Source organism: Phycisphaerales bacterium, from assembly GCA_020852515.1.
GTDB lineage: Bacteria > Planctomycetota > Phycisphaerae > Phycisphaerales > UBA5793 > UBA5793.
On the sequence record JADZAS010000002.1, the window covers coordinates 14,996 to 34,968 of the forward strand.

General features: G+C 65.0%; 18 protein-coding genes. 13 read left to right on the top strand and 5 right to left on the bottom strand.

Annotated features, from left to right (window positions below):
* Positions 1 to 48: 48 nt before the first annotated feature.
* From IT430_00155 to IT430_00200, 10 genes are all read left to right on the top strand, one after another.
* A complete protein-coding gene (locus IT430_00155) occupies positions 49 to 2,181 on the top strand; it encodes a hypothetical protein (GenBank protein ID MCC6906324.1) in 2,133 nt (710 codons plus the stop codon).
* A 252-nt stretch (positions 2,182 to 2,433) separates the two neighbouring features.
* Positions 2,434 to 4,113: an L-aspartate oxidase gene (nadB, locus tag IT430_00160; GenBank protein MCC6906325.1), complete on the top strand. Its 1,680-nt coding sequence runs from the start codon at positions 2,434 to 2,436 to the stop codon at positions 4,111 to 4,113.
* Positions 4,110 to 4,661 (top strand): hypothetical protein, encoded by a 552-nt coding sequence (locus tag IT430_00165; protein MCC6906326.1) that lies wholly within the window; start codon positions 4,110 to 4,112, stop codon positions 4,659 to 4,661. The genes nadB and IT430_00165 overlap by 4 nt, the downstream gene beginning before the upstream one ends.
* Positions 4,662 to 4,669: 8 nt before the next feature.
* The gene (locus IT430_00170) at positions 4,670 to 5,029 is read left to right on the top strand and encodes a hypothetical protein (protein ID MCC6906327.1); all 360 of its coding nucleotides are present in this window, start codon (positions 4,670 to 4,672) and stop codon (positions 5,027 to 5,029) included.
* Between the two features lie 285 nt (positions 5,030 to 5,314).
* Positions 5,315 to 7,129, top strand: a complete 1,815-nt coding sequence (locus IT430_00175; protein ID MCC6906328.1) for a glutamate mutase L — start codon at positions 5,315 to 5,317, stop codon at positions 7,127 to 7,129.
* Between the two features lie 227 nt (positions 7,130 to 7,356).
* Positions 7,357 to 8,442, top strand: a complete 1,086-nt coding sequence (locus IT430_00180; protein ID MCC6906329.1) for a hypothetical protein — start codon at positions 7,357 to 7,359, stop codon at positions 8,440 to 8,442.
* A gap of 7 nt (positions 8,443 to 8,449) precedes the next feature.
* A complete protein-coding gene (locus IT430_00185) occupies positions 8,450 to 9,535 on the top strand; it encodes a hypothetical protein (GenBank protein MCC6906330.1) in 1,086 nt (361 codons plus the stop codon).
* A gap of 13 nt (positions 9,536 to 9,548) precedes the next feature.
* Complete coding sequence (locus tag IT430_00190; GenBank protein MCC6906331.1) at positions 9,549 to 10,283, top strand: hypothetical protein; 735 nt, start codon at positions 9,549 to 9,551, stop codon at positions 10,281 to 10,283.
* A gap of 4 nt (positions 10,284 to 10,287) precedes the next feature.
* The gene (locus IT430_00195; GenBank protein MCC6906332.1) at positions 10,288 to 11,163 is read left to right on the top strand and encodes a hypothetical protein; all 876 of its coding nucleotides are present in this window, start codon (positions 10,288 to 10,290) and stop codon (positions 11,161 to 11,163) included.
* Complete coding sequence (locus IT430_00200; GenBank protein ID MCC6906333.1) at positions 11,160 to 12,137, top strand: hypothetical protein; 978 nt, start codon at positions 11,160 to 11,162, stop codon at positions 12,135 to 12,137. The genes IT430_00195 and IT430_00200 overlap by 4 nt, the downstream gene beginning before the upstream one ends.
* Positions 12,138 to 12,258: 121 nt before the next feature.
* Here IT430_00200 and IT430_00205 read toward each other — a convergent pair whose 3' ends face one another.
* The 3 genes from IT430_00205 to IT430_00215 form a co-directional block, all read right to left on the bottom strand.
* Positions 12,259 to 13,569 (bottom strand): SpoIIE family protein phosphatase, encoded by a 1,311-nt coding sequence (locus IT430_00205; protein MCC6906334.1) that lies wholly within the window; start codon positions 13,567 to 13,569, stop codon positions 12,259 to 12,261.
* 91 nt (positions 13,570 to 13,660) lie between these two features.
* Positions 13,661 to 14,035: a 50S ribosomal protein L20 gene (gene rplT / locus IT430_00210; GenBank protein MCC6906335.1), complete on the bottom strand. Its 375-nt coding sequence runs from the start codon at positions 14,033 to 14,035 to the stop codon at positions 13,661 to 13,663.
* 121 nt (positions 14,036 to 14,156) lie between these two features.
* The gene (locus IT430_00215; protein MCC6906336.1) at positions 14,157 to 14,408 is read right to left on the bottom strand and encodes a 50S ribosomal protein L35; all 252 of its coding nucleotides are present in this window, start codon (positions 14,406 to 14,408) and stop codon (positions 14,157 to 14,159) included.
* 250 nt (positions 14,409 to 14,658) lie between these two features.
* Between IT430_00215 and IT430_00220 the strand changes: the two genes are divergently transcribed.
* The 3 genes from IT430_00220 (at position 14,659) to IT430_00230 (ending at position 16,929) form a co-directional block, all read left to right on the top strand.
* Positions 14,659 to 15,288 carry a hypothetical protein gene (locus IT430_00220; protein MCC6906337.1) on the top strand — a complete coding sequence of 210 codons (630 nt, stop codon included), beginning with the start codon at positions 14,659 to 14,661 and terminating at the stop codon, positions 15,286 to 15,288.
* Between the two features lie 62 nt (positions 15,289 to 15,350).
* On the top strand, positions 15,351 to 16,280 hold the full coding sequence (locus IT430_00225) for a hypothetical protein (GenBank protein MCC6906338.1): 930 nt from the start codon (positions 15,351 to 15,353) through the stop codon (positions 16,278 to 16,280).
* Positions 16,281 to 16,320: 40 nt separating this feature from the next.
* Entirely contained in the window at positions 16,321 to 16,929 is a 609-nt protein-coding gene (locus tag IT430_00230; protein MCC6906339.1) for an aminodeoxychorismate/anthranilate synthase component II, read from the top strand.
* 23 nt (positions 16,930 to 16,952) lie between these two features.
* Here IT430_00230 and IT430_00235 read toward each other — a convergent pair whose 3' ends face one another.
* The gene (locus IT430_00235; protein MCC6906340.1) at positions 16,953 to 19,526 is read right to left on the bottom strand and encodes a VCBS repeat-containing protein; all 2,574 of its coding nucleotides are present in this window, start codon (positions 19,524 to 19,526) and stop codon (positions 16,953 to 16,955) included.
* 116 nt (positions 19,527 to 19,642) lie between these two features.
* Positions 19,643 to 19,849 carry a hypothetical protein gene (locus IT430_00240; GenBank protein MCC6906341.1) on the bottom strand — a complete coding sequence of 69 codons (207 nt, stop codon included), beginning with the start codon at positions 19,847 to 19,849 and terminating at the stop codon, positions 19,643 to 19,645.
* Positions 19,850 to 19,973: the final 124 nt, after the last annotated feature.

Here is a 19,973-nt window from a genome sequence, read left to right on the forward strand (position 1 = left end):
GGAGATCGACGACGCACTTGACGGACCATACCGACGAAAGGCCCGCGAATGATGGAACTTACGACTTCGGGTGCCCGCCTGCTCGCCGTGGGCGCGCTGATGGCGCTGCCTCTGTCCGGCTGCAAGAACGAGTCCGGCGAAGCGCGCAACACGGCGCAGGAGCAGCTCGAAAAGGCGTCCGAGCAGATCCAGACCTACACGCTCAAGGACGCCTATCCGACGCCGATGACGCCCGAGCAGACCGAGTGGCTCAGAGGCGATGAACAGGCGCAGTCCGTCGGCAACGCCAGCCAATTCAATCCGATGGACCAGGCCGCGTCTGGTCTGACTGATATCAAGGACACCCTCAGCGCGGGCAGCGCCGGAGGCGCGCTCACCGAGCAGAAGGCCGCCAGCGCCGCACTGCGCACCGGCGCGAACCTCGGCCTGGCGCGGCTGCACCTTGAGGAAGCGAGCCGCGCCGACGCGTCAGTGCAGAACGCCATCTCGCTGGCCAACTCGCACATCGGCGCCGTACTCGAACTGCAGGCCATCGTCGCCGCCAACGCCGCGTACGACCCTTCGGCGGCGCTGCGGCAGATTGACAGCCAGGCGCAGGACGCCCGCACCCGCCTTGCGGAGCAGCAGGGCAAGGTATCGAAGTTGAGAGAGCAGATCGATGCGCTGCAGTCGCGCATCGCTGCAGAGACGCGCAAGATTAACGAATTCGGCGAGCAGGCGGCGGTGCAGCGCGAAGCGGCGCTGGCGGCGCCGCTGGATCAGCGCATCGCCAAGCTCGAAGCCGCCGCCGCCGTAGCGCGGCAGGCTGACAGCCACCAGGTCGCCGCCGCCAACCTCGAGGCGCAGGTGGATGTGCTTCAGCCGGAACTCGCCCGAGCCCAGCAGTACGTGCTGCAGGCGGAGGGAGAACTCAAGGACCTCGACGCGGCCCGGGCCCGCATTAAGGCGCGCCAGCAGGAAGTCGCCGCCGAGGGCGTGCAACTCCAGGCCGATTTGCGCCAGGCCGTCGAAGAATTCAACGCGGTCTACCAGCCGCTGACGATCCAGTTCGAGACCGGCCTCATGCCGCTGTTCGAATCCGCCCGGCAGGCGGCTGAAGCGGCCCTGGCTGATTCGCGCCAGGCGGGGCCTGGCGGCGGGCGCACCGCGCAGGCGCAGCAGGCGCTGGGGCAGGTGCTTTGGCGGCAGGCGATAAGCATCGAGTCGTTCGCGCAACTGGTTCATCGCGTAGCCCAGCACGCCGAGGCCCTCGGGCGCGGCGGCGAGGATGCCGCGATGGCGGCGGCGCTGGATGCGCAGGCCAAGGAAGCGCGTGACGGCGCCGAGGCGGCCCTGAAAGAGGCGCTCGACGCGATTCCCGAATCCGGCCGCACCGAACAGGAAACCGCCGCGAACCAGAACCTCGCCGCGATGATTCGCCAGAGCCTGGAATACATCACGGGCGAGGCGGTTGCTGAAGTGCGCGACCTGACGGAACTGGCCGAGACGGTGCCGACGGTCGAAGAGCCGATCGTGGACACCGGCAGCCCGCTGGGGCTGCTGCAGCGCGCCAAGGCGATCTCGGAGTCGGGACGCTTCGGCGAAGTCCCGTCTCTCGTTTTGGTGACGACGCCGCAACAGCAAGCCGCCATCGACGCATTCGAGAAGGTGAGCGGAGCAGCATCCAAGTTGAGTGAGGCAAGTGCCCAGCAATTCGGCGTACCACTCAGCGAACTCATGGCGGATCCGCGATTTGAGGATGAGATCCAGCGTCTGGCTGGCTCGAATCCTGCCGCTGGCGCCGTTGGGCTGATGCTTCCGATGATGATGCAGTTGCTTTCCGGCGGCTTGCCGGACTTAAGCGATGTCGATTTGGACAGCGTCACCTTCTCGTACGACAACGCTCGCACGACTGCCTGGACGGACGACGTTCCCGAACTGGCGGGCCAGAACTTCGTCAGCAAAGACGGCCAATGGTACTTTCAAGCACCAGAAATCCCACAGGAGTCGATGGCGGGCATCAGTGCAGTGATTGATCCACTCGCATCGGCGATGGAAAGCGTTGCCACCCGCACGACCAACAATGAGTTTGTTGATGAGTGGATAATGGTCAGCGCTCTTTTGGAGGAATGGGCTCGGGCTCTCCAGGTGCCCGAGGGAATGAATCCCGGCGGCGTGGGGCGCAATCGCGGCGGCGGTTGAGGCGCGGACTGCCGGAGAGCGCGTATGGAATGGAGTGCCGGGGTCTGGAGCGAGGCTTTGCGACCGGAAGGCCACGCGGTGACACAGCCGGACGATCACACGGATTCGTACAGCCGCCGCGCGCCGGCGTGGCCGGCGCTCCCAAAGCGTCGCTTCGACCACGGCACCCCTGCTGTCCTCACCCAGGATCTGATGCGCAGTTCGGTGCGGCTCGTCGCGAGGCGCCTGAGTTCATCGGCCGGAGCCTGACTCATGCACGCACTGTTTGACGAGCGCCGCTACCTCATCCCCTTCCGCGCCAGCCTGCTGCCGCAGATCTTCTGTGACACGCTGGTGATCGGCTCGGGCGTCGCGGGTCTGCGCGCCGCCATCGCCGCCGCCGAGCACGGCGAAGTGATCCTGCTGGCCAAAGGCGACATCAGGAAATCGAGCACCGCGTGGGCCCAGGGCGGCATCGCCGCGGTGCTGGGCGCCTCCGAGCAGGCCGTGCGTATGCACGTCGAAGACACGATCGACACGGGCGGCGGGCTGTGCGATCCGGCGATTGTTGAGAGCACCATCGCGGGCGCCCGGCCGCGCATCGAGGAACTGCGCCGCTGGGGCATGCGCTTTGACGTCAACGAAGAGGGTGAAATCTCGCTGGGCCGCGAGGGCGGGCACCGCGAGTCGCGCATCCTCCACTCCGACGGCGACGCCACCGGCCGCGAACTGGTGCGCTGCCTCGGCCAGCACGTCCAGCACACCGCGCCGATCCGCGTCTTCGAGAACTGCTTTGCGCTCGATCTGTTGACCGTTTCGGACGGCGACAGCAGCCCCGTCGTGGGGGCGATCACGCACCATCCCAAGTACGGCCTGCAGATGATCTGGGCCTGGGCGACGATCATCGCCACCGGCGGCGCGGGCGGGGTCTACCGCGAGACGACCAACCCGGCGGGAACCACCGGCGACGGGATCGCCATGGCGTATCGCGCCGGCGCCGCCGCGGCCGACATGGCCTTCATCCAGTTCCACCCGACGACGCTCTACGTCGCCGGGGCCGAGCGATCGCTCATCACCGAAGCGGTGCGCGGCGAAGGGGCGCATCTGGTCGATCGGCGCGGCGAGCGGTTCATGCTCGGCGCGCATCCGATGGCCGAACTCGCCCCGCGCGACGTGGTGAGCCGGGCGATCATCGATCAACTGGCCGACACGGGCGATTCGCACGTGTTCCTCGATGCGCGCCACTTCAAGCCCGGCTTCTTTGCTGAACGGTTTCCGGGCATCGCGGCCCAGCTGGCGCGTTTCGACATCGACCCCGAGCACGATCTCATCCCCGTCCAGCCCAGCGCGCATTACACCATCGGCGGGATTCACGTGGACGCGGAGGGGCGCACCAACCGCCCGGGGCTGTATGCCTGCGGCGAGGCGGCGTGCTCGCGGCTGCACGGCGCTAACCGGCTGGCCAGCAACAGTCTGCTCGAAGGGCTGGTGCGCGGCGAGATCACCGGCCGCACCTGCGTCGAGCAGCGCGAGCCGGGCAACGGGCCGCGCGCGCCCAAGCGCATCATCAGCGACATTGCCCTCTCAGAACACGGCGGGCTCGACCTGACCGACGTCCGCTCGAGCCTGCGCAGCGTCGTGTGGCGGCACCTGGGCATCACGCGCAGCGGGCAGACGATGAGCGACGTGCGCGACATGATCGACTTCTGGGGCCGCTACACGCTGGATAAGATTTTCGACGATCCGATGGGCTGGGAAACGCAGAACATGCTGCTCGTCGCGGCGCTGATCTGCAAGAGCGCCCTGTGGCGCCAGGAGAGTCGGGGCGTGCACAACCGCCGCGACTTCCCCGAGTCGCGCGATGCGTTCCGCTGCCACGACGTGTGGCGCAAGGGGCAATCCGAGCCGGCGACCATCGACGTGCCGCCGCTGGCGACGGGAGCCACGACGTGATCCGCCAGCGTGCGATTCAGTTCGTGCTCGTTGCCGTCGCCTCCGGCGGGCTGTGGGGCTGCCAGGTGGAACTCTCGCGGCGCGACCACTGGGCCGACAAGGCGAAGCAGTTCAACGAACTGAGCGAGGGCAAGGCGCGCCCGGCCGATGCGCACGCTCCCGAACTCCGCATCGAACACACGGACGGCACGGTGACGCTGAACTGCTACCTGCCCGAGCACCTCGTGCTGCACCTGCGCAACTGCCTGGCGATGGCGGAAGTCGATCTCATTTTTGAGCAACTGGTCTCGAAGGCCGCCAAGCAGGTCTACATCGATGCGCAGCGCGACCCGCACGAGGCGGTCGATTGGCTGATCACGAACCAGCGCGACGTGATCATGATGCTCAACCGCATGACCGGCGGCCTGAGCAGCCCCGACGTCACCTGGCACAGCGCCGGCGACACATACCGCATGGAGATCGCCACGCCGGTGCGCTCCACCCTGCGGTTCACGAAACTCGATCTCATCCGCGAAGACGGCCAGTTCAAACTGCTGCTCATTTCATGAGGATTTTCATGGCCAAGGGCTGGTTCAGAAATGCGTTCGCGGTGGATCCACCGGGCCCGGCTGAGCCGACGGAGGAGCAGAAGCCGGTCGTCGAATGGGCCTGCAGGGAGATTGCGCGGCGGCGGATGGCCATGCCGGGCGTCGTGCTGCTGGAGATGACGCGGCCGCTGAACTACGTCGCGGCCAGCACGATGCACGTTTTTCAGCCGGTGTTCTGGTCGATCATGCGGCAGCAGACGTACGACAATTACCGCCACTTCTCGACGTTCCTCGAGCAGCGCGGCTCGATGGAGTACATGATCAACCGCATCGAAGAACTCGAAGCCGAAGCCGAGGCGAAGAAGCGAGAGGCGAAGAAGGCGGAGTGAGGAAGCCGCGGTGCCGTGGTCAAGCGAGGCTCTGCGAGCGCAGGCCACGCGAGCGCGCGAAGGGCGGGGGAGTCATTCTGCAGCCCCCGCGCGCATCGGCGTGGCCCGCCGGTCGCAACCTTCGATCAGACTCAGGCCAGGAAGCCGGCCTCTGGACCACGGCCCCCGCATCACTCATTGACCGATTGGGTGACCCGCACAACCTGGCCTCGCGCTCCTACCGGGCGCGGCCTGATCCGGTTTCCGGCCCCGGCGCGGTGAGTTCGCCTGACCTACACTGTGCCGATGAAAAACCTCGATCCTGACAAGATAAAGGTGATCCTGGCGACCGACTGCGGCTCCACGACCACCAAGGCCATCCTCATCCAGAAAGTCGGCGACAGTTACCGCCAGACCCATCGCGGCGAGGCCCCCACCACCGTCGAAGAGCCCTTTGCCGACGTCACCATGGGCGTGATCAACGCCGTGACCGAAGTCGGCGAACTGGCCGGGCGGCGGTTCGTCGATGATGACGGCAAGCTCATCCATCCCGCCACCGAGACCGAAGGCTGCGACATCTACATCTCCACCTCTTCGGCCGGCGGCGGGCTGCAGATGATGGTCGCCGGCGTCATCAAGGAGATGACCGCGGCCAGCGCCAAGCGGGCGGCCCTGGGCGCCGGGGCGATCGTCATGGACACGATCGCCAGCAACGACAAGCGCAAGCCCCACGACCAGATCCAGCGCATCCGCGAACTGCGGCCGGACATGATCCTCATCTCGGGCGGAGTGGACGGGGGCAACACGACGCAGGTGGTGCAGATCGCCGAACTCATCGCTCCGGCCAAGCCGCGACCCCGCTTCGGCGGCAAGTACCGCCTGCCGATCATCTTTGCGGGCAACAAAGACGCCGCTCCGCTGGTGAAAGAGACCTTCGATGAAGACGTCGAACTGTCCATTGTGGACAACCTGCGGCCGGTGCTCGAATACGAGAATCTCGGTCCGGCGCGCGACGCGATCCACGACGTGTTCCTCGAGCACGTCATGGCCCACGCGCCCGGGTACGACAAACTGATGACGTGGACCGATGCGCCGATCATGCCCACGCCAGGCGCGGTGGGCAACATCCTCCAGACGATCGCCAACACGCAGGGCATCAACGCCGTGGGCGTGGACATCGGCGGCGCGACGACGGACGTGTTCAGCGTGTTCGACAAGACGTTCAACCGCACGGTGAGTGCGAACCTGGGGATGAGTTACTCGATCAGCAACGTGTGCGCCGAGGCGACGATGCCCAAGATCCTCCGCTGGGTGCACTTCGACATGGACGAGCGCGAACTGCGCAACCGGGTGAAGAACAAGATGATCCGCCCGACGACGATCCCGCAGACGCGCGAGGCGCTGATCTTTGAGCAGGCGGTGGCGCGCGAGGCGCTGCGCCTGGCGTACCAGCAGCACAAGGAATTCGCCACGACGCTCAAGGGTGTGCAGCAGCAGCGCACTGTCGGCGACACGTTCAGCCAGCAGGTCGGCGGGCAGACGATCGTGGACAACATGAAACTCGACCTGCTCGTGGCGTCCGGCGGCGTGCTCAGCCACGCGCCGCGCATGAACCAGACCGCCATGCTGCTCATTGACGCGTTCGAACCTGAAGGGTTCACGACGCTGGCCAAGGATTCGATCTTCATGATGCCGCACCTGGGCGTGCTGGCCGAAGTGCACCCGAAGGCGGCAACGGAGGTCTTCGAGAAGGACTGCCTGATCTACCTCGGCACGTGCGTGGCGGCCAAGGGCACGGGCAAGGAAGGCAGGCCGTGCTTCTCGTACGAGATCAAGGGAAGCAGCCTCAACGAGCGCGGCGAGATGATGTATGGCGATCTGAAGCTCTTCCCGCTCGGTCAGGGCGAAACGGCGATGGTCGCGATCGATCCGGCCAAGGGATTTGATTTCGGCAACGGGCCCGGGAAGCGCATCGAGCGCCAGGTCAAGGGCGGCACGGTCGGGCTCATTCTCGACGCGCGCGGCCGCCCGCTGGCTCTCCCGGAAGATCGCGCCACCGGTCAGGCCACGATGAAACGCTGGGTCGAGGCGATGAACATGTATCCGGGGGAGAAGAAGTAAGCACTAGGCACTAGGCACTAGGCACTAGGCACTAGGCACTAGGCACTAGGCACTAGGCACTAGGCACTAGGCACTGGGCATTACGCATGGCGCCAGTCGGCAGGCGAGTGTTCTCTTTGTGTCACTTTGTGCTCCTTTGTGTCCTTCGTGGTGAGTATTCGACGAGTTCGCGCGGAAAGTAAACGATGGCTAACGCATATACACCTGGACTTAAAGTTACTCCGAAGATGACCTTTCGAACGCGGCGGGTGCTGCCGATTCCGGGCGATGTGCTCGTGAAGGTCGGCGACAAGGTCAAGGCGCGCGACGTCGTCGCCCAGACCTTCATGCCCGGCGACGTCACGCCCATCAACATGGCCAACCTGCTCTCCATGCCGCCCGGGGACGTGCCCGGCTGCATGATCGCGAAAGAAGGCCAGACGATCGCCGTGGGCGACGTGCTCGCCCGCTCGCCGGGCATCTTCGGCTTCTTCAAGAACGAGATCAAATCCAAGGTGGCCGGCACCATCGAGACGATCTCGCCCGTGACCGGCCAGGTCATCGTGCGCGGCGCGCCGATTCCCGTACAGGTGGGCGCCTACCTGAATGGCGCCGTCGCGGAGGTCATTCCCAACGAAGGCGTGGTGATCGAGGCCGAAGTCGCCTTCATCCAGGGCATTTTCGGCATCGGCGGCGAGACGTTCGGCCCGATCCGCATGGCCTGCAAGCAGCACGCGCAAGAACTCACCGAAGACCTCATCACCGACGACATGAAAGGCTGCGTGATCGTCGGCGGAGCACGCATGCACTACACCGCGGTGAAGAAGGCGATCCGCGTGGGCGTGGCGGCGATCGTTTCCGGCGGCATCGACGACGCCGACTTGAAGGAAGTGCTCGGCTATGACCTGGGGGTGGCCATCACCGGCTCCGAGCAGGCGGGGATCACGCTCATCATCACCGAGGGCTTTGGCGACATCGCCATGGCGGAGCGGACGTTTGAGCTGCTCGACAGCCACAAGGGCCACGAGACGGCCGTGAACGGCGCTACCCAGATCCGTGCGGGCGTGATGCGGCCGGAGATCGTTGTTCCGCTCTCGGCCGTGGCGGCGGACAAGGCCGCCGGCGCTCGCAACGTGGCGGGGCTGCTGGAAGTCGGTACGATGGTGCGGATCATTCGCGATCCGTACTTCGGGCTGATCGGCGCGGTGAACAACCTGCCGCCCGAGCCGGCGGTGCTCGGCTCAGGTTCCAAGGCCCGGGTACTTGAAGTCCGCTTCGACTCGGGAGAAACTGTTACCGTGCCGCGCGCGAACGTTGAACTCATCGAAGGGTAGGTGATGGATGCACAATCCGATCCGGTGGATGGGGCGCTGGTCAGCGGCGTCTGCACTCGTGCTGCTCGCCGCTTTGGCGCTTGGCGGCCCATGTCAGCCGGCCTGGTCGCAGGATCCTGAGCCGACCGCCGAGCCGACCATTCAGGAGCCGACGGCCGAAGCACCGACCGAGGGTGAGCAGGCGCTTGCCCCCGACGAGGCAGCCGCGGCGCCCGTCGAGGCGGGGGCTGAAGCGACGACAGGCGCAACCCCGGCCCGCAGCGAGTCGATGCAGTGGATCGATGAGCACATCTTCGATCTCGATCGCGGCTGGCTGCTGCTCGTGGTGCTCATCTTCTGCGGCTCGGTGGTGTTCTGGATCGCGCACGCGAGATCGGGCAGACCGGTCAAGGTGCGCAAGATCGCGGGGCTCGAGGCCGTGGATGAAGCCGTCGGCCGCGCCACCGAGATGGGCCGCAGCGTCCTGTACATTCCGGGCATCCAGGACATCAACGAAATTCAGACGATCGCGTCGATGACGGTGCTGGCGCGCGTGTCGCGCACGGCCGCGGAGTACGACGCCAAAGTCGAGGTGCCCACGGCCCGGTCGCTGGTGATGACCACGGCCCGCGAGACGGTGCAGGCGGCGTATCTTTCCGCCGGCCGGCCCGATGCCTACAACCAGGACCTCATCTACTACGTGACGGACGAGCAGTTCGGCTACGTCGCGTATCTGCAGGGCCTGATGGTGCGCGAGAAGCCGGCGGCGTGCTTCTACATGGGCGCGTTCTATGCCGAGTCGCTCATTCTCGCCGAAACGGGCAACTCGATCGGCGCCATCCAGGTGGCGGGCACGGCCATGCCCGCACAGTTGCCGTTCTTCGTCGCCGCGTGCGACTACACGCTCATCGGCGAGGAGTTCTTTGCCGCCTCGGCGTACCTGTCCGGCTCACCTGAAGAACTCGGGAGCCTCAAGGGCCAGGACATGGGCAAGATGATCGTCGCGGGCCTGCTCATTCTGGGCGTGATTCTCGCCACACTCGCCTCCATCTTCCCGAAGAGCGACGTGCTGCAGAACATCGTCAATTACCTCATGCAAAACGTGCTCACCTGAGGAACCCCTCCCGATGAAACGAACAGCGCCTCTGCTCATCGCGTCGATCGCCGGGTTCGTCATGATCGTCGCGTACTTCATCCCCAGGACCCAGACGTGGGGCGAGGACGTCTCGGTCTGGTTCGACATCCTTGCGGCCATCGCGTTCATCCTCGGCGGCGGCAACCTGCTGCGGGTGCAGCTCAAAAAGATCTCCGACCGCCGGCCGGGCTGGGCGTACGCGGCCATCACGCTGATCGCCTTTGTGGTGATGCTCACGTGCGGGCTGCTCAAGATCGGCTCGCATCCCAATGAGCAACACCCGGCGTTCGCATGGAGCGGCACGTACAACCAGACGGGCACGCCGTTCTGGTGGATGTACGAGTACCTCATCGTGCCGCTGCAATCGACGATCTTTGCGATGCTCGCGTTCTACGTCGCCAGCGCCGCGTTTCGCGCGTTTCGCGCCAAGAACGTCGAGGCGATTCTGCTGCTGGGAACGGCGTTCGTCATCCTGCTCGGCCGCACGGCCGCGGGAGTCTTCCTCACCGACTTCATCCCTTCGGACGTGCTCATCGAGGATCCGACATTCATGCAGCATCTGATCTCGACGCTGCGGCTCGAGAACCTCACGGTCTTCCTCATGGACATCTTCAACACCGCCGGCAACCGGGCGATCATGATCGGCATCGCGCTGGGGACGGCGTCGGTGTCGCTCAAGATCCTGCTCGGCGTCGACCGTTCGTACCTCGGTTCCGGAGAGGATTGATCCCATGTTCGAGTTGTTCAGAAACATCGACCGCCGCTGGATCTTCCTGATGATGTTCCTGTGCGTGGCGGTGCCGATTTTCGTCATCGGCAAGTACAAGACGACCTTCCCCGAGAAGCCGCTCGTGCTGGCGACGAACGTCTTCAACGAGATTGACAACCTGCCCGACGGCTCAAGGGTGCTGCTCGCCTTCGACTACGACCCAGGCAGCGAGGGCGAACTGGGCCCGATGGCCACGGCGTTTACGCGGCACTGCATCGAGAAGCATCACAAGATGTACTTCATCGCCCTGTGGCCCCTCGGGCGGCAGATGATCGACAACGCCGTAAACCGCATCATCAAGGCGGATTTCCCCGAACTCCGCTACGGCGAGGATTACGTCAACCTCGGGTTCAAGGCGGGCAACGAGGGCGTGATCAAGGTCATCGTCACCGACCTGCGAAAGCTCTACACGACCGATTCGCGCGGCACGGCGACGGATGAGATCCCCATGATGCAGGGCATCGAGAACATCCAGCAGATGGACCTGGTCATCAACGTTTCGGCCGGCTATCCGGGCACCAAGGAATGGGTGCAGTACGCCGTCACCCCCTTCCCCGACCGGATCCGCCTCGTCGCCGGCTGCACGGGCGTGCAGGCGCCGCTGCTGTATCCGTACATCCCGCAGCAGCTGCCGGGCCTGCTCGCCGCGATCAAGGGCGCTTCGGAGTATGAGTCGCTCGTGATGGCCAAGTACGGCGGAGAGAACATCAGCGGCAAGTATCTCGAGGCCCAGCGCCGCATGGGGCCGCAGCTCGTCGCCCACCTGCTCATGATCTTCCTGATCATCGCGGGCAACGTGATCTACTTCGTGGAGCGCAGAAGAGGAGTCCGCCAATGAAGCCGGAGAACAGGTGGTGGGTGATTCTCTTTGCCATTGGAGCAGTGCTGCTCATCGCCCGCTGGTTCGTGATGCCCGACGGCTTTGGCCGGGCCTATGTCAAGGCCGTCCCCCAGGCCGTGGACGCCGAGAATCCAGACGGCCGGTGGGTCATCTACGAGCAAGCCCCCATGGCGGACTATCTCGACGCCGAGCGGACCAACGCGGATCAGTCGGTCTACGGACCGAGCGTGTCGCGCACGCTCGGCACATGGATCGCGGCTTTGCTCACGCTCTTCGTGCTGTCGTTCGTCATCCGCGACAACCCTCTGTACAAGGTTGCTGAGTCGATCTTCATCGGCGTGAGCGCGGCGTACTGGATGGTGACGGGCTTCTGGGACACCATCGTGCCCAACCTGCTGGGCAAACTCGCGCCGGGCCTGCTTCGGGACTGGGCCGTGCCCGGCCTGGGCGACGATCAGCATCCCGAACTCGCGTACCTCGTTCCACTCATTCTCGGCATCATGTTGCTGTGGCGGCTCTCGCCTGTGGGCGGGTGGATCAGTCGCTGGCCGATGGCGTTCATCATCGGCACGTTCTGCGGCCTGCGCCTGATGAGCTTCCTGCACGCGGACTTCCTCACGCAGATCCGCAACACCATTGTCTCGCTTTACGTCGTGGACAACGGCTCGTTTGACGCCTGGCAGTCGCTCAAGAACCTCATCCTAGTCGTCGGCGTGTTGTGCTGCCTGGTGTACTTCTTCTTCTCGCTCGAACACAAGGGCCTGGTGGGCAACACGGCGCGGGTGGGCATCTGGTTCCTCATGATCACCTTCGGCGCTGCGTTCGGCTATACGGTCATGGGCCGCATCGCGCTGCTGGCCATCCGGATCGAGTTCCTCATGGACGACTGGCTCTGGCTCATCGATCCGACGAACAAGCGCCTCCTCGCCGAAGCGGCTGGCTTCTTCCTGCCTCTGTTTGGCATGGGATAACGCAGCGGCGCTCGGGCCGATCAACTGGGAATTCGCCGCCGCCGGCTGCCAAAGCAGCCGGCGGCGTTCGTTGTGACGGATGGCCAAGCGATGAAGGGCGCGAACGCCAAAGGCGGACGTATCACCCGCGCACTTTCATCACCAGCAGCGTCTGGTCGTCGGCGGGTTCGACGCCGGCTTCGTGTTCGAGCAGGGCCGTCGTCACCGAGTTGACCACGCAGCCCGGCTCGCCTGAGCAGTGATGCAGCGCCTCGTCGAGCCGCGAGAGGCCGAACATCTCGCGCTTCGGGTTGAACGACTCGATGACGCCGTCGGTGTAGAGCACGAGCGTGTCGCCCACTTCCAGTTCCGTCTCGCTCACGGAAAGGTGCAGTCGCGGCTCGATGCCCAGCGGCAGGCCGGACTCGACCACCAGCGGCATCACCGGCGAATCGGCGCCGGGCTTCTTGAGGCGCGGCGGGTGGTGACCGGCCGAGGCGAGGCGCACGGTGCGGCTGGCCGGGTCGTAGCGCATGCATAGAGCCGTGACAAACGTGCGATCGATCCCCTTGCACAGGATCTGCTCGTTGAGATGTTCAAGCACGGCGTCGGGATCGGGGCTGGCGCTGGCCGGATAGGCGTGCACGATGGACTGCATCATGGCCATGATGACCGCGGCCCGCGCACCGTGCCCGGCGACGTCGGCGATGATCGCCCCCCATGGCTTTGTCGCGTTGCCGATCCCGGGCGCATCGAGTTCGGTGAAGTCGTAGTAGTCTCCGCCGGCCTGCTCACACGGCTGGTAATGCGCGACGATCTCCATCTGCGGAATGTCGGGCAGGCGGCTGGGCAGCAGCGAGCGCTGGAGTTGAGCCACCTCGTGGAGTTGGGCGGTGATGCGGGCGTTGAGTTCCTCGACCTTGCGAGCCGTGACCATGTTGCGCGTCGCCTGGCCGAGCAGGTTGCTCACGAGCACCATGAGTTCGACTTCCGAGGCGCTGAAGCCTTCGGGAGAGGTGCGGAAGAGCAGGTTCCAGTTCAGCGGCTCGCCACTGTCAAAAAGCGGCACGGCCAGGCACGAGCCGAACTGGGCCACGTCGTCTCCCAGCGCCGGATCGCTGCGCAGATAGAGATTCGAAAACACGCGCGGATGCGGCGACTGGATCGCCTCGCCGATCAACCCGCCGGTGTACGTCTCGAGGCTCGCCCACTCGCGCCAGGGATCGATCGCCTTGCGCATGGGCCGCTCGCCGTACATTCGGCGCGTGACCTTGTAGCGGCCCGGCGGCAGCGTGCGCACCGAGACGGACACGAGCGCATCGAAGGGCATGAAGTGCCGGATGCCCCGGCCGGCGTGGCGGCCGATCTCGGCGGGATCGTCCGAGCGGTTGATGGCCCGCAGTGAGCGGATCAGGCCCTCGAGTCGCGCCGAGTCGCTTTCAGATTCGATCATCGCCATGACGCCACGATGGTAGGGCGCAGGAAAATCGCAGCGCCGCTCGGGCGGCGCTGCGTTTGAAACTCGGGTGGAGGCATGAAGCCGGTCAGGCGCTGGCGACCGTCGCCGTCGAAGACGCCTTGGCCATCTCGCAGATCTGGTCGAAGGCGCCCGGATCCTCGATGGCGATCTGGCTGAGCATCTTGCGATTGAGCAGGATGCCGGAGAGCTGGGCGCCATTGATGAACTGGCTGTAGCGCAGCCCGCGCATCTTGCACGCCGCGGAGATGCGGGTAATCCACAGGCGGCGGAAGTCGCGCTTGCGGGCCCGGCGGTCGCGGCGGGCGAAAACGCCGGCGCGGGTCAGGGCGTTTTTGGCCTGCTGCTTGTGGCGGGACTTGGTTCCGTAGTAACCGCGGGCTTCGCGGAGAATTCGCTTGCGCGCCTTGTTGCGGGCAGCGCCCTTGCGTGTACGAGGCATCGTTCAAACTCCTGGGCAAGTACGGGGGCCCGGCTCGCCGCCTCCTCATGGAGACTGCCGCGAATCGGACGCTTGTCATCCCGGCTCGCACCTGTTGTGCTTTCGTCGCTCCCCTGCTGTCTCAGGCCTCGGCCTTGATCACGTTGCCCTCGGCATCGCGCACCTTGTCGGGGCGGATGCGGAAGTTGAGCAGCTTGCGAAGACGCTTGCGCTCGACCTCGGTGGCAACCTTGTGCTGGCGCAACTGGCGGTTCTGGGCGCTGTTGTGCAGGCTCTTGCGGTGCCGCTGGCCGACCTTGGCGTGCTTCACCTTTCCGTTGCGGGTAACCGTCACTCGCTTTTGAAGCCCTTTATGCGGGCGAAATCCATGCATGACCGTGCTCCGAACCGTCTGGTCCTGACCTGTTTCGAGACCCCAAGGCTAGGCCCAAAGCGGGCGGAGTCAATCCCACCGGCCGCCGGCTGAGCCGCCGTGTTCTGCAGCCGCACGGCGGAAGCCCGCGGTTGCTCGCCGCGCGACGACCCACCCCGGTGCGCAGAGCCTGCCGCTGGCCCGTAAAGTCCACGGGAGGTCGCCGCGGCGGTACTAGACTGAGACCGACTCCGAGAGAAGGAGACCCGCGATGTTCGAGCGGTTTACCGATCGCTGCCGCAAGGTCATGGTCCTGGCCAACCAGCAGGCGCATGAGCTGAAGCACGATTACATCGGCACCGAGCACATGCTGCTTGCTCTGATTCGCGAGGGCACCGGCATGGGCTTCCATGCGCTAAAGAACCTTGGGGTGGACTTTGGTGCTTTGCAAACAGAAATCGGAAGACTGGTCAAAGAAGGATCATGGAACGCGGGCGTCGGAAAACTCCCACAGACTCCGCGCGGACGAAAAGTGATTGAATACGCTATCGCCGAATCGCGTCGGCTTGGCCAAGACTACGTCGGCACGGAACACATGCTCCTTGGGATGATCGTCGAAGGCGAGGGTGTCGCGGCGCAGGCTCTCCGGAACCGTGGCGTCGAACTCGACGCTGCTCGCGAGGAAGTCAAGCGGCTGCTTGATGCAGCCAACGCAGCCGAGGCTGGCCTGCGCCTGTTTCGCATACGGAGCAGCGCCAGGTCGTTCTGGGTTGAGTCGACAGACGCGACGTCCGCCGTCGAGGTCTGGCAGCGCCGGATGCGTGAACTGGCTCCCGGCGATGAGGCTGTGAAAACACCGGATGCGATCGACCAGATGTCCGATGGTCCCGTCTGGCGCTAGACGCGAACCGACGACGCGCGGCACTTCACCGTCGGGTACAATCCCGTCCCTCGAGGAACCCCATGTCCAAAGCCACTTCCGCATATGTCAGTGCCGCGCTTTCGCTTTCCATCGCCTTCCCCGTGCTCGCGCAGGAAGACGACGCTGAGCCCTCGCCTGAGCAGGTTGAAGAAACCAGCGACGTCACCTTCACCGTTTCGCCGCGTTTCCGCTACCAGTTCGACACGGGTCTCGACGGCGGCAACGGAGACTTTCGCGTGTTCCGCGGCGGGCTCGGCGCCAAGGCTGAATGGGAAGCGACGGACCGGCTGCGCCTGGCGCTCGGGCTCGGCTACGAGTACAACCGTTATGATTTCGACCGGCCCAACATCTTCCTGGCCGGCACGAGCGACCCGTTTGCGGATATCCACATTCTCGATCTGGGACTCACCGCCTACGTGGCCACGGAAAGCGACTGGTCGTGGTTCGCCGGCGTGCGCGGCCGGGTCGCGGGGGAATCGGGCGTGGATGTGAGCGACGCGGGCACCATCGGCGGCATCGGCGGGGTGTCGTGGAGCATGGGCGAAGGGCGATCGATCGGCGTCGGCGTTCTGGTGAGCAGCCAGATCGAAGACGATGCCCTCGTGCTGCCGGTCATCAATGTCAACTGGCGCTTCAACGAGCAGTGGCGCTTCGCGTCGAGCGGCTCGATGGGTGAGTTCATCATGGCCCTTGACGAGCAGAGCGAACTGGGCTTTGGCGCTGCGTGGGAGAATCGCCGTTTCCGGCTCGACGATTCGGCCCCGCAACTGGCGGCGGTGGTTGAAGACACGGCCGTGCCGGTGTTCGTGCGCTACTCGCGCCGTCCCAGCGAGAGCGTGTCGCTGAACGTCATCGGCGGAGCGATGCTGTTCCAGTCATTTGAAGTGTCGAACCGCAACGGGGCGGCTTCGCGCGACTACGACGCCGACCCTTCAGTCTTTCTGGGCATGAGCGTGAGCATCGGCTTCTGAGGCCGCTGGACGGCGCGGCGGCCACCTATCATCTTCGCCGATGATCCTGCTCATCGACAATTACGACAGTTTCACGTTCAATCTCGTGCAGCGCATCGGCGAACTCGATGCGGCCGCGGACCTGCGCGTCGTGCGCAACGACGAAATCACCATCGACGAGATCGAGCGCCTCGCGCCGCAGCGCATCGTGCTCTCGCCCGGGCCCTGCACGCCGAGCGAAGCGGGAATCTGCAATGAAGTGGTGACCGCGTTTCGCGGCCGCGTGCCGCTGCTGGGCGTGTGCCTCGGGCACCAGTGCATCGGCGCGGTGCACGGCATGGTGGTCCGCCGGGCCGAGCGCATCATGCACGGCAAGACATCGCTTGTGCACCACGACGGGCGCGGCATCTTCGAAGGCCTGCCCGAGCCCTTCGTCGCCACGCGCTATCACAGCCTCATCGTGCAGCGCGACACGGTCCCGCTCGATCAGTTCGAGATTTCGGCGTGGACCGATGACGGCGTGGTAATGGCCCTGCGCTGGAAGGCCCCTCCCGGCGCGGCGCCGCTCGACGGCGTGCAGTTTCACCCGGAGAGTTTCCTCACCGTTGATGGCCCCCTGCTGCTGGCGAACTTTCTCGGATTGCCGCGGCCGGCGAGAACGCCGGTGTGAACATCGTCCCGACCTGGCGCGGCCTACTCGATGTCCAGCAGCACCGGATTGGTTTTCGCGGAAGCCCGACCACCGGCTCCACGGCGCGCCACGGCCTGCAGCCCGACAGTAATGACCGGAGCACCCGGCGGCACGCGCACCTGCAGTGTGGCGTTCCCCAGCGAGTCGGCAATGGCCGTGTCGATCACGTTCACCGGCGAGCGTAGATCCAGTTGTAGACCGCCGAGCAGCGGAACGCGCTGTCCGAGGCCAAGTCCGCGGGTTCCGAGCAGGAAGTGGATTCGTTCGCTTCCACGGGCTCCCGAGACGAGTAGTTGCGCCTGACGGCCCCGAACGGCTCTCGAGGTCCGTAGATGCACGCCATCGAGGCTGCCGGGATCAGAAATGGTGGAATTCGAGAAGACCGTGAGCCGCTTGAGGCTGACCTGCCCCTCCGGCCGTGAGATGGTGGCGACGTCGGTATCCTCATCGCCGTCAAAGTCGCCGACCGCGATGATCCGCGGACAACTTGCGGCATAGGCGCTGCCGGACTCAGCCAGGGCGCCGGCGCCGTCATTGAGCATGGAGATGACGCGGCGGTTGAGGACTTCGGCGCCGACGATATCGACGTGCCCATCGTTGTTGAGGTCCGCTGCCTTGATGTCCGTGACCCCAGTTGCGGACGGCGTGGAGTAGAGGACGGCCTCGCCGAACGTCCCGTCGCCGACTCCATAGAGAACGGAGATATTGTGTTCGATTCCAAAGGCGACGTCCGCATTCTCGTCTCCATCGAAGTCCCCGACGGCGAGCGATCGCGGCGTGGTGCCGACTTCATAATCAACGCGACGTTCAAGGCCACGCAACCCGGTGTTGAGAAAGACCGCGGCGTCGCGCGCGCTGTTCACGCCCGCGACCACGTCGAGGAAGTCGTCGCCATTCAGATCGGCGAGCGCGATTCGGGCAAAGTCCCTCTCATCCAACCGATGGTCCACGACTTCAAACGCTCCGAACTCATCCTGAAAGGCAATGAGGATTCCGCGGCTCCGATCGCCAGCGAGCACGATGTCGGCGCGCGTGTCGTTGTCCATGTCGCCAATGGCGACTCCGTTCAACGGGGCGCCGCCGACATCCAGCCGCTGCTGGGGCGCGAATTGCCCGTTTCCGTCGTTATAGAAGATCGACGCATCTCCATCAAAATAGTTCGAGACAACAACATCCGGCCGACCATCGCCATTGAGATCACCCACATCGAGATAGAAGGACTGAGCGCCCGCCTCGTAGAGCGCCGGCGGGCCGAACCCGCCCTGACCGTTGTTGAGGAAGACGGCGACCTCACCGTGCGTGAACTGTCCGTCGTTGGCGCTGAGCAACCCGATGATGTCAACATCCAGATCGCCATCGACGTCAGCCGAGCGCATGCTTTCGCGGCAAACGTGAGTGAGGGTGGTCGTGACCGGATCGATCAGCAGCGGTTCCGGCGTGATGTTGCGCAGCACGAAAATCGTGTCCGTCGCTGCATCAGCCACGGCAGCATCGGGTCGTTCGTCGCCGTCAAAATCGCCGACCGCGACGCCCCTGGGCAGGTCACAGACCGGCACGAGTTGCTGGGCGTCCATCGTCCCGTCGCCGTTGTTGTGGACTACACGATAACCCGGCCCATCGCTGTGATTGACGTGAATGAAGTCCGGGTAGCCATCGCCATCGAAATCAGCAGCGCGCAGATCCGTCACGAGCGTGAAGCCGCTGAGGGTGTAGAGGTCGGAATCGTCAAAGTTGCCATCGCCCAGACCAAAAGCCCACCGAAAGTATCCGTTGCCGAAATCGGACGCCCCGACAACATCGACCAAGTCATCACCATTGACATCGAGCGCCAGTTGCTTGCCCTCGCCCATGCGAATGCGGCGGGGCGCGGCTGCGAATTCACCAAAGCCGTCGTTGGGAATCCAGTACGCCGTCCGGTCGCTCGACGTGCCCAGAAGCAGGTCGAGATCGCCGGTGCGATCAAGGTCAGCCAGTTGCAATGACGGGATGTTGGTAATGTTGGTAAAGAAAACCGTGGGGGCTTCGAGGGTACCTGCCCCGTCGTTGTAAAGAATGGCGCCGGTGTTGCGGCTGAACTCGCTCTCCGGATTGCTCATTCCAGCGGCCAGGTCGATCCAGCCGTCGCCGTCGAGGTCTCCTGCAGCCAGCGCGGTGGGCAAGAGCGGAAGGTCATAGTAGATCGGCGCGTCGAATTCCGCGCTGCCGGTGTTGTGGAGAACCGCCAACCGGCGTCCGTCGGAGTCGGCAACCGCCAAGTCCAGCAGAGCGTCCCGATTGAAGTCGGCAACGCACAACGCCGCCGGTACACCGTCTACAGTGATCTGCACCGGCGCCTGAAAAGTACCATCACCACTTCCGAGCACCAGTGAGAGCGTGCCGTCCCCGCGGTTGGCGGTGACGAGGTCAAGAAACGTGTCGCCGTTCAGGTCCGCCGCCTGAATCGCCCAAGGCGCGATGCCAACTTCGACGGTTCCGGTCTGTTCGAAGGCGATCTGTGCGCCGGAGGCGCCGGTGAAAAGCGCGATCAAGGCCACACAGGCGCCGGCACGAGCCCGAAAAGAATGGACGTGATTCATGATCTCGAATCCTTTGGCCCGGCTAATGCAACGTCACAACGCGAATCCCACCCAAGGGGTAGTATACCAGAGGACTCCGTGATTCCGGGGCTTGGCAAGCCCAGATCGCGGTTTTTTCAAGCACGGCAATCCCCCGTCACAACCAGCGGCTCATGCGGGGACTGGAGGAGCCACGGCTCGATCCAGCCGGTCACCGTCTCACGGGCGGCGGCGGCCAATTCGGGCAGCACCTCGGCGAATTCTTCTGCAGCGTCCTGCACGGCGCCGGAATGACCCGTCTCGCCCGAATTCTGCAAAAGCATCAACGTGCCGCTCTCTGCCAATGCTGCATCGCCGCGACTGCGGCGCGTCGAGGGTGCTGGTGGGTCGCAGTTATGGGTTCCCTGACACCGCCGCCACCTGCCGCGCTCCGTGATGGGCCTTGCCTCGGCCCGCAAACAGGCTCCT

What these genes read in the sequence shown, in the direction of transcription:
- IT430_00155 (MCC6906324.1), top strand. Translation starts at nt 49, where the DNA reads ATGATGGAACTTACGACTTCGGGTGCCCGCCTGCTCGCCGTGGGCGCG.
- nadB (MCC6906325.1), top strand. Translation starts at nt 2,434, where the DNA reads ATGCACGCACTGTTTGACGAGCGCCGCTACCTCATCCCCTTCCGCGCC.
- IT430_00170 (MCC6906327.1), top strand. Translation starts at nt 4,670, where the DNA reads ATGGCCAAGGGCTGGTTCAGAAATGCGTTCGCGGTGGATCCACCGGGC.
- IT430_00175 (MCC6906328.1), top strand. Translation starts at nt 5,315, where the DNA reads ATGAAAAACCTCGATCCTGACAAGATAAAGGTGATCCTGGCGACCGAC.
- IT430_00180 (MCC6906329.1), top strand. Translation starts at nt 7,357, where the DNA reads ATGACCTTTCGAACGCGGCGGGTGCTGCCGATTCCGGGCGATGTGCTC.
- IT430_00185 (MCC6906330.1), top strand. Translation starts at nt 8,450, where the DNA reads ATGCACAATCCGATCCGGTGGATGGGGCGCTGGTCAGCGGCGTCTGCA.
- IT430_00190 (MCC6906331.1), top strand. Translation starts at nt 9,549, where the DNA reads ATGAAACGAACAGCGCCTCTGCTCATCGCGTCGATCGCCGGGTTCGTC.
- IT430_00195 (MCC6906332.1), top strand. Translation starts at nt 10,288, where the DNA reads ATGTTCGAGTTGTTCAGAAACATCGACCGCCGCTGGATCTTCCTGATG.
- IT430_00200 (MCC6906333.1), top strand. Translation starts at nt 11,160, where the DNA reads ATGAAGCCGGAGAACAGGTGGTGGGTGATTCTCTTTGCCATTGGAGCA.
- IT430_00205 (MCC6906334.1), bottom strand. Translation starts at nt 13,569, where the DNA reads ATGATCGAATCTGAAAGCGACTCGGCGCGACTCGAGGGCCTGATCCGC.
- rplT (MCC6906335.1), bottom strand. Translation starts at nt 14,035, where the DNA reads ATGCCTCGTACACGCAAGGGCGCTGCCCGCAACAAGGCGCGCAAGCGA.
- IT430_00215 (MCC6906336.1), bottom strand. Translation starts at nt 14,408, where the DNA reads ATGCATGGATTTCGCCCGCATAAAGGGCTTCAAAAGCGAGTGACGGTT.
- IT430_00220 (MCC6906337.1), top strand. Translation starts at nt 14,659, where the DNA reads ATGTTCGAGCGGTTTACCGATCGCTGCCGCAAGGTCATGGTCCTGGCC.
- IT430_00225 (MCC6906338.1), top strand. Translation starts at nt 15,351, where the DNA reads ATGTCCAAAGCCACTTCCGCATATGTCAGTGCCGCGCTTTCGCTTTCC.
- IT430_00230 (MCC6906339.1), top strand. Translation starts at nt 16,321, where the DNA reads ATGATCCTGCTCATCGACAATTACGACAGTTTCACGTTCAATCTCGTG.
- IT430_00235 (MCC6906340.1), bottom strand. Translation starts at nt 19,526, where the DNA reads ATGAATCACGTCCATTCTTTTCGGGCTCGTGCCGGCGCCTGTGTGGCC.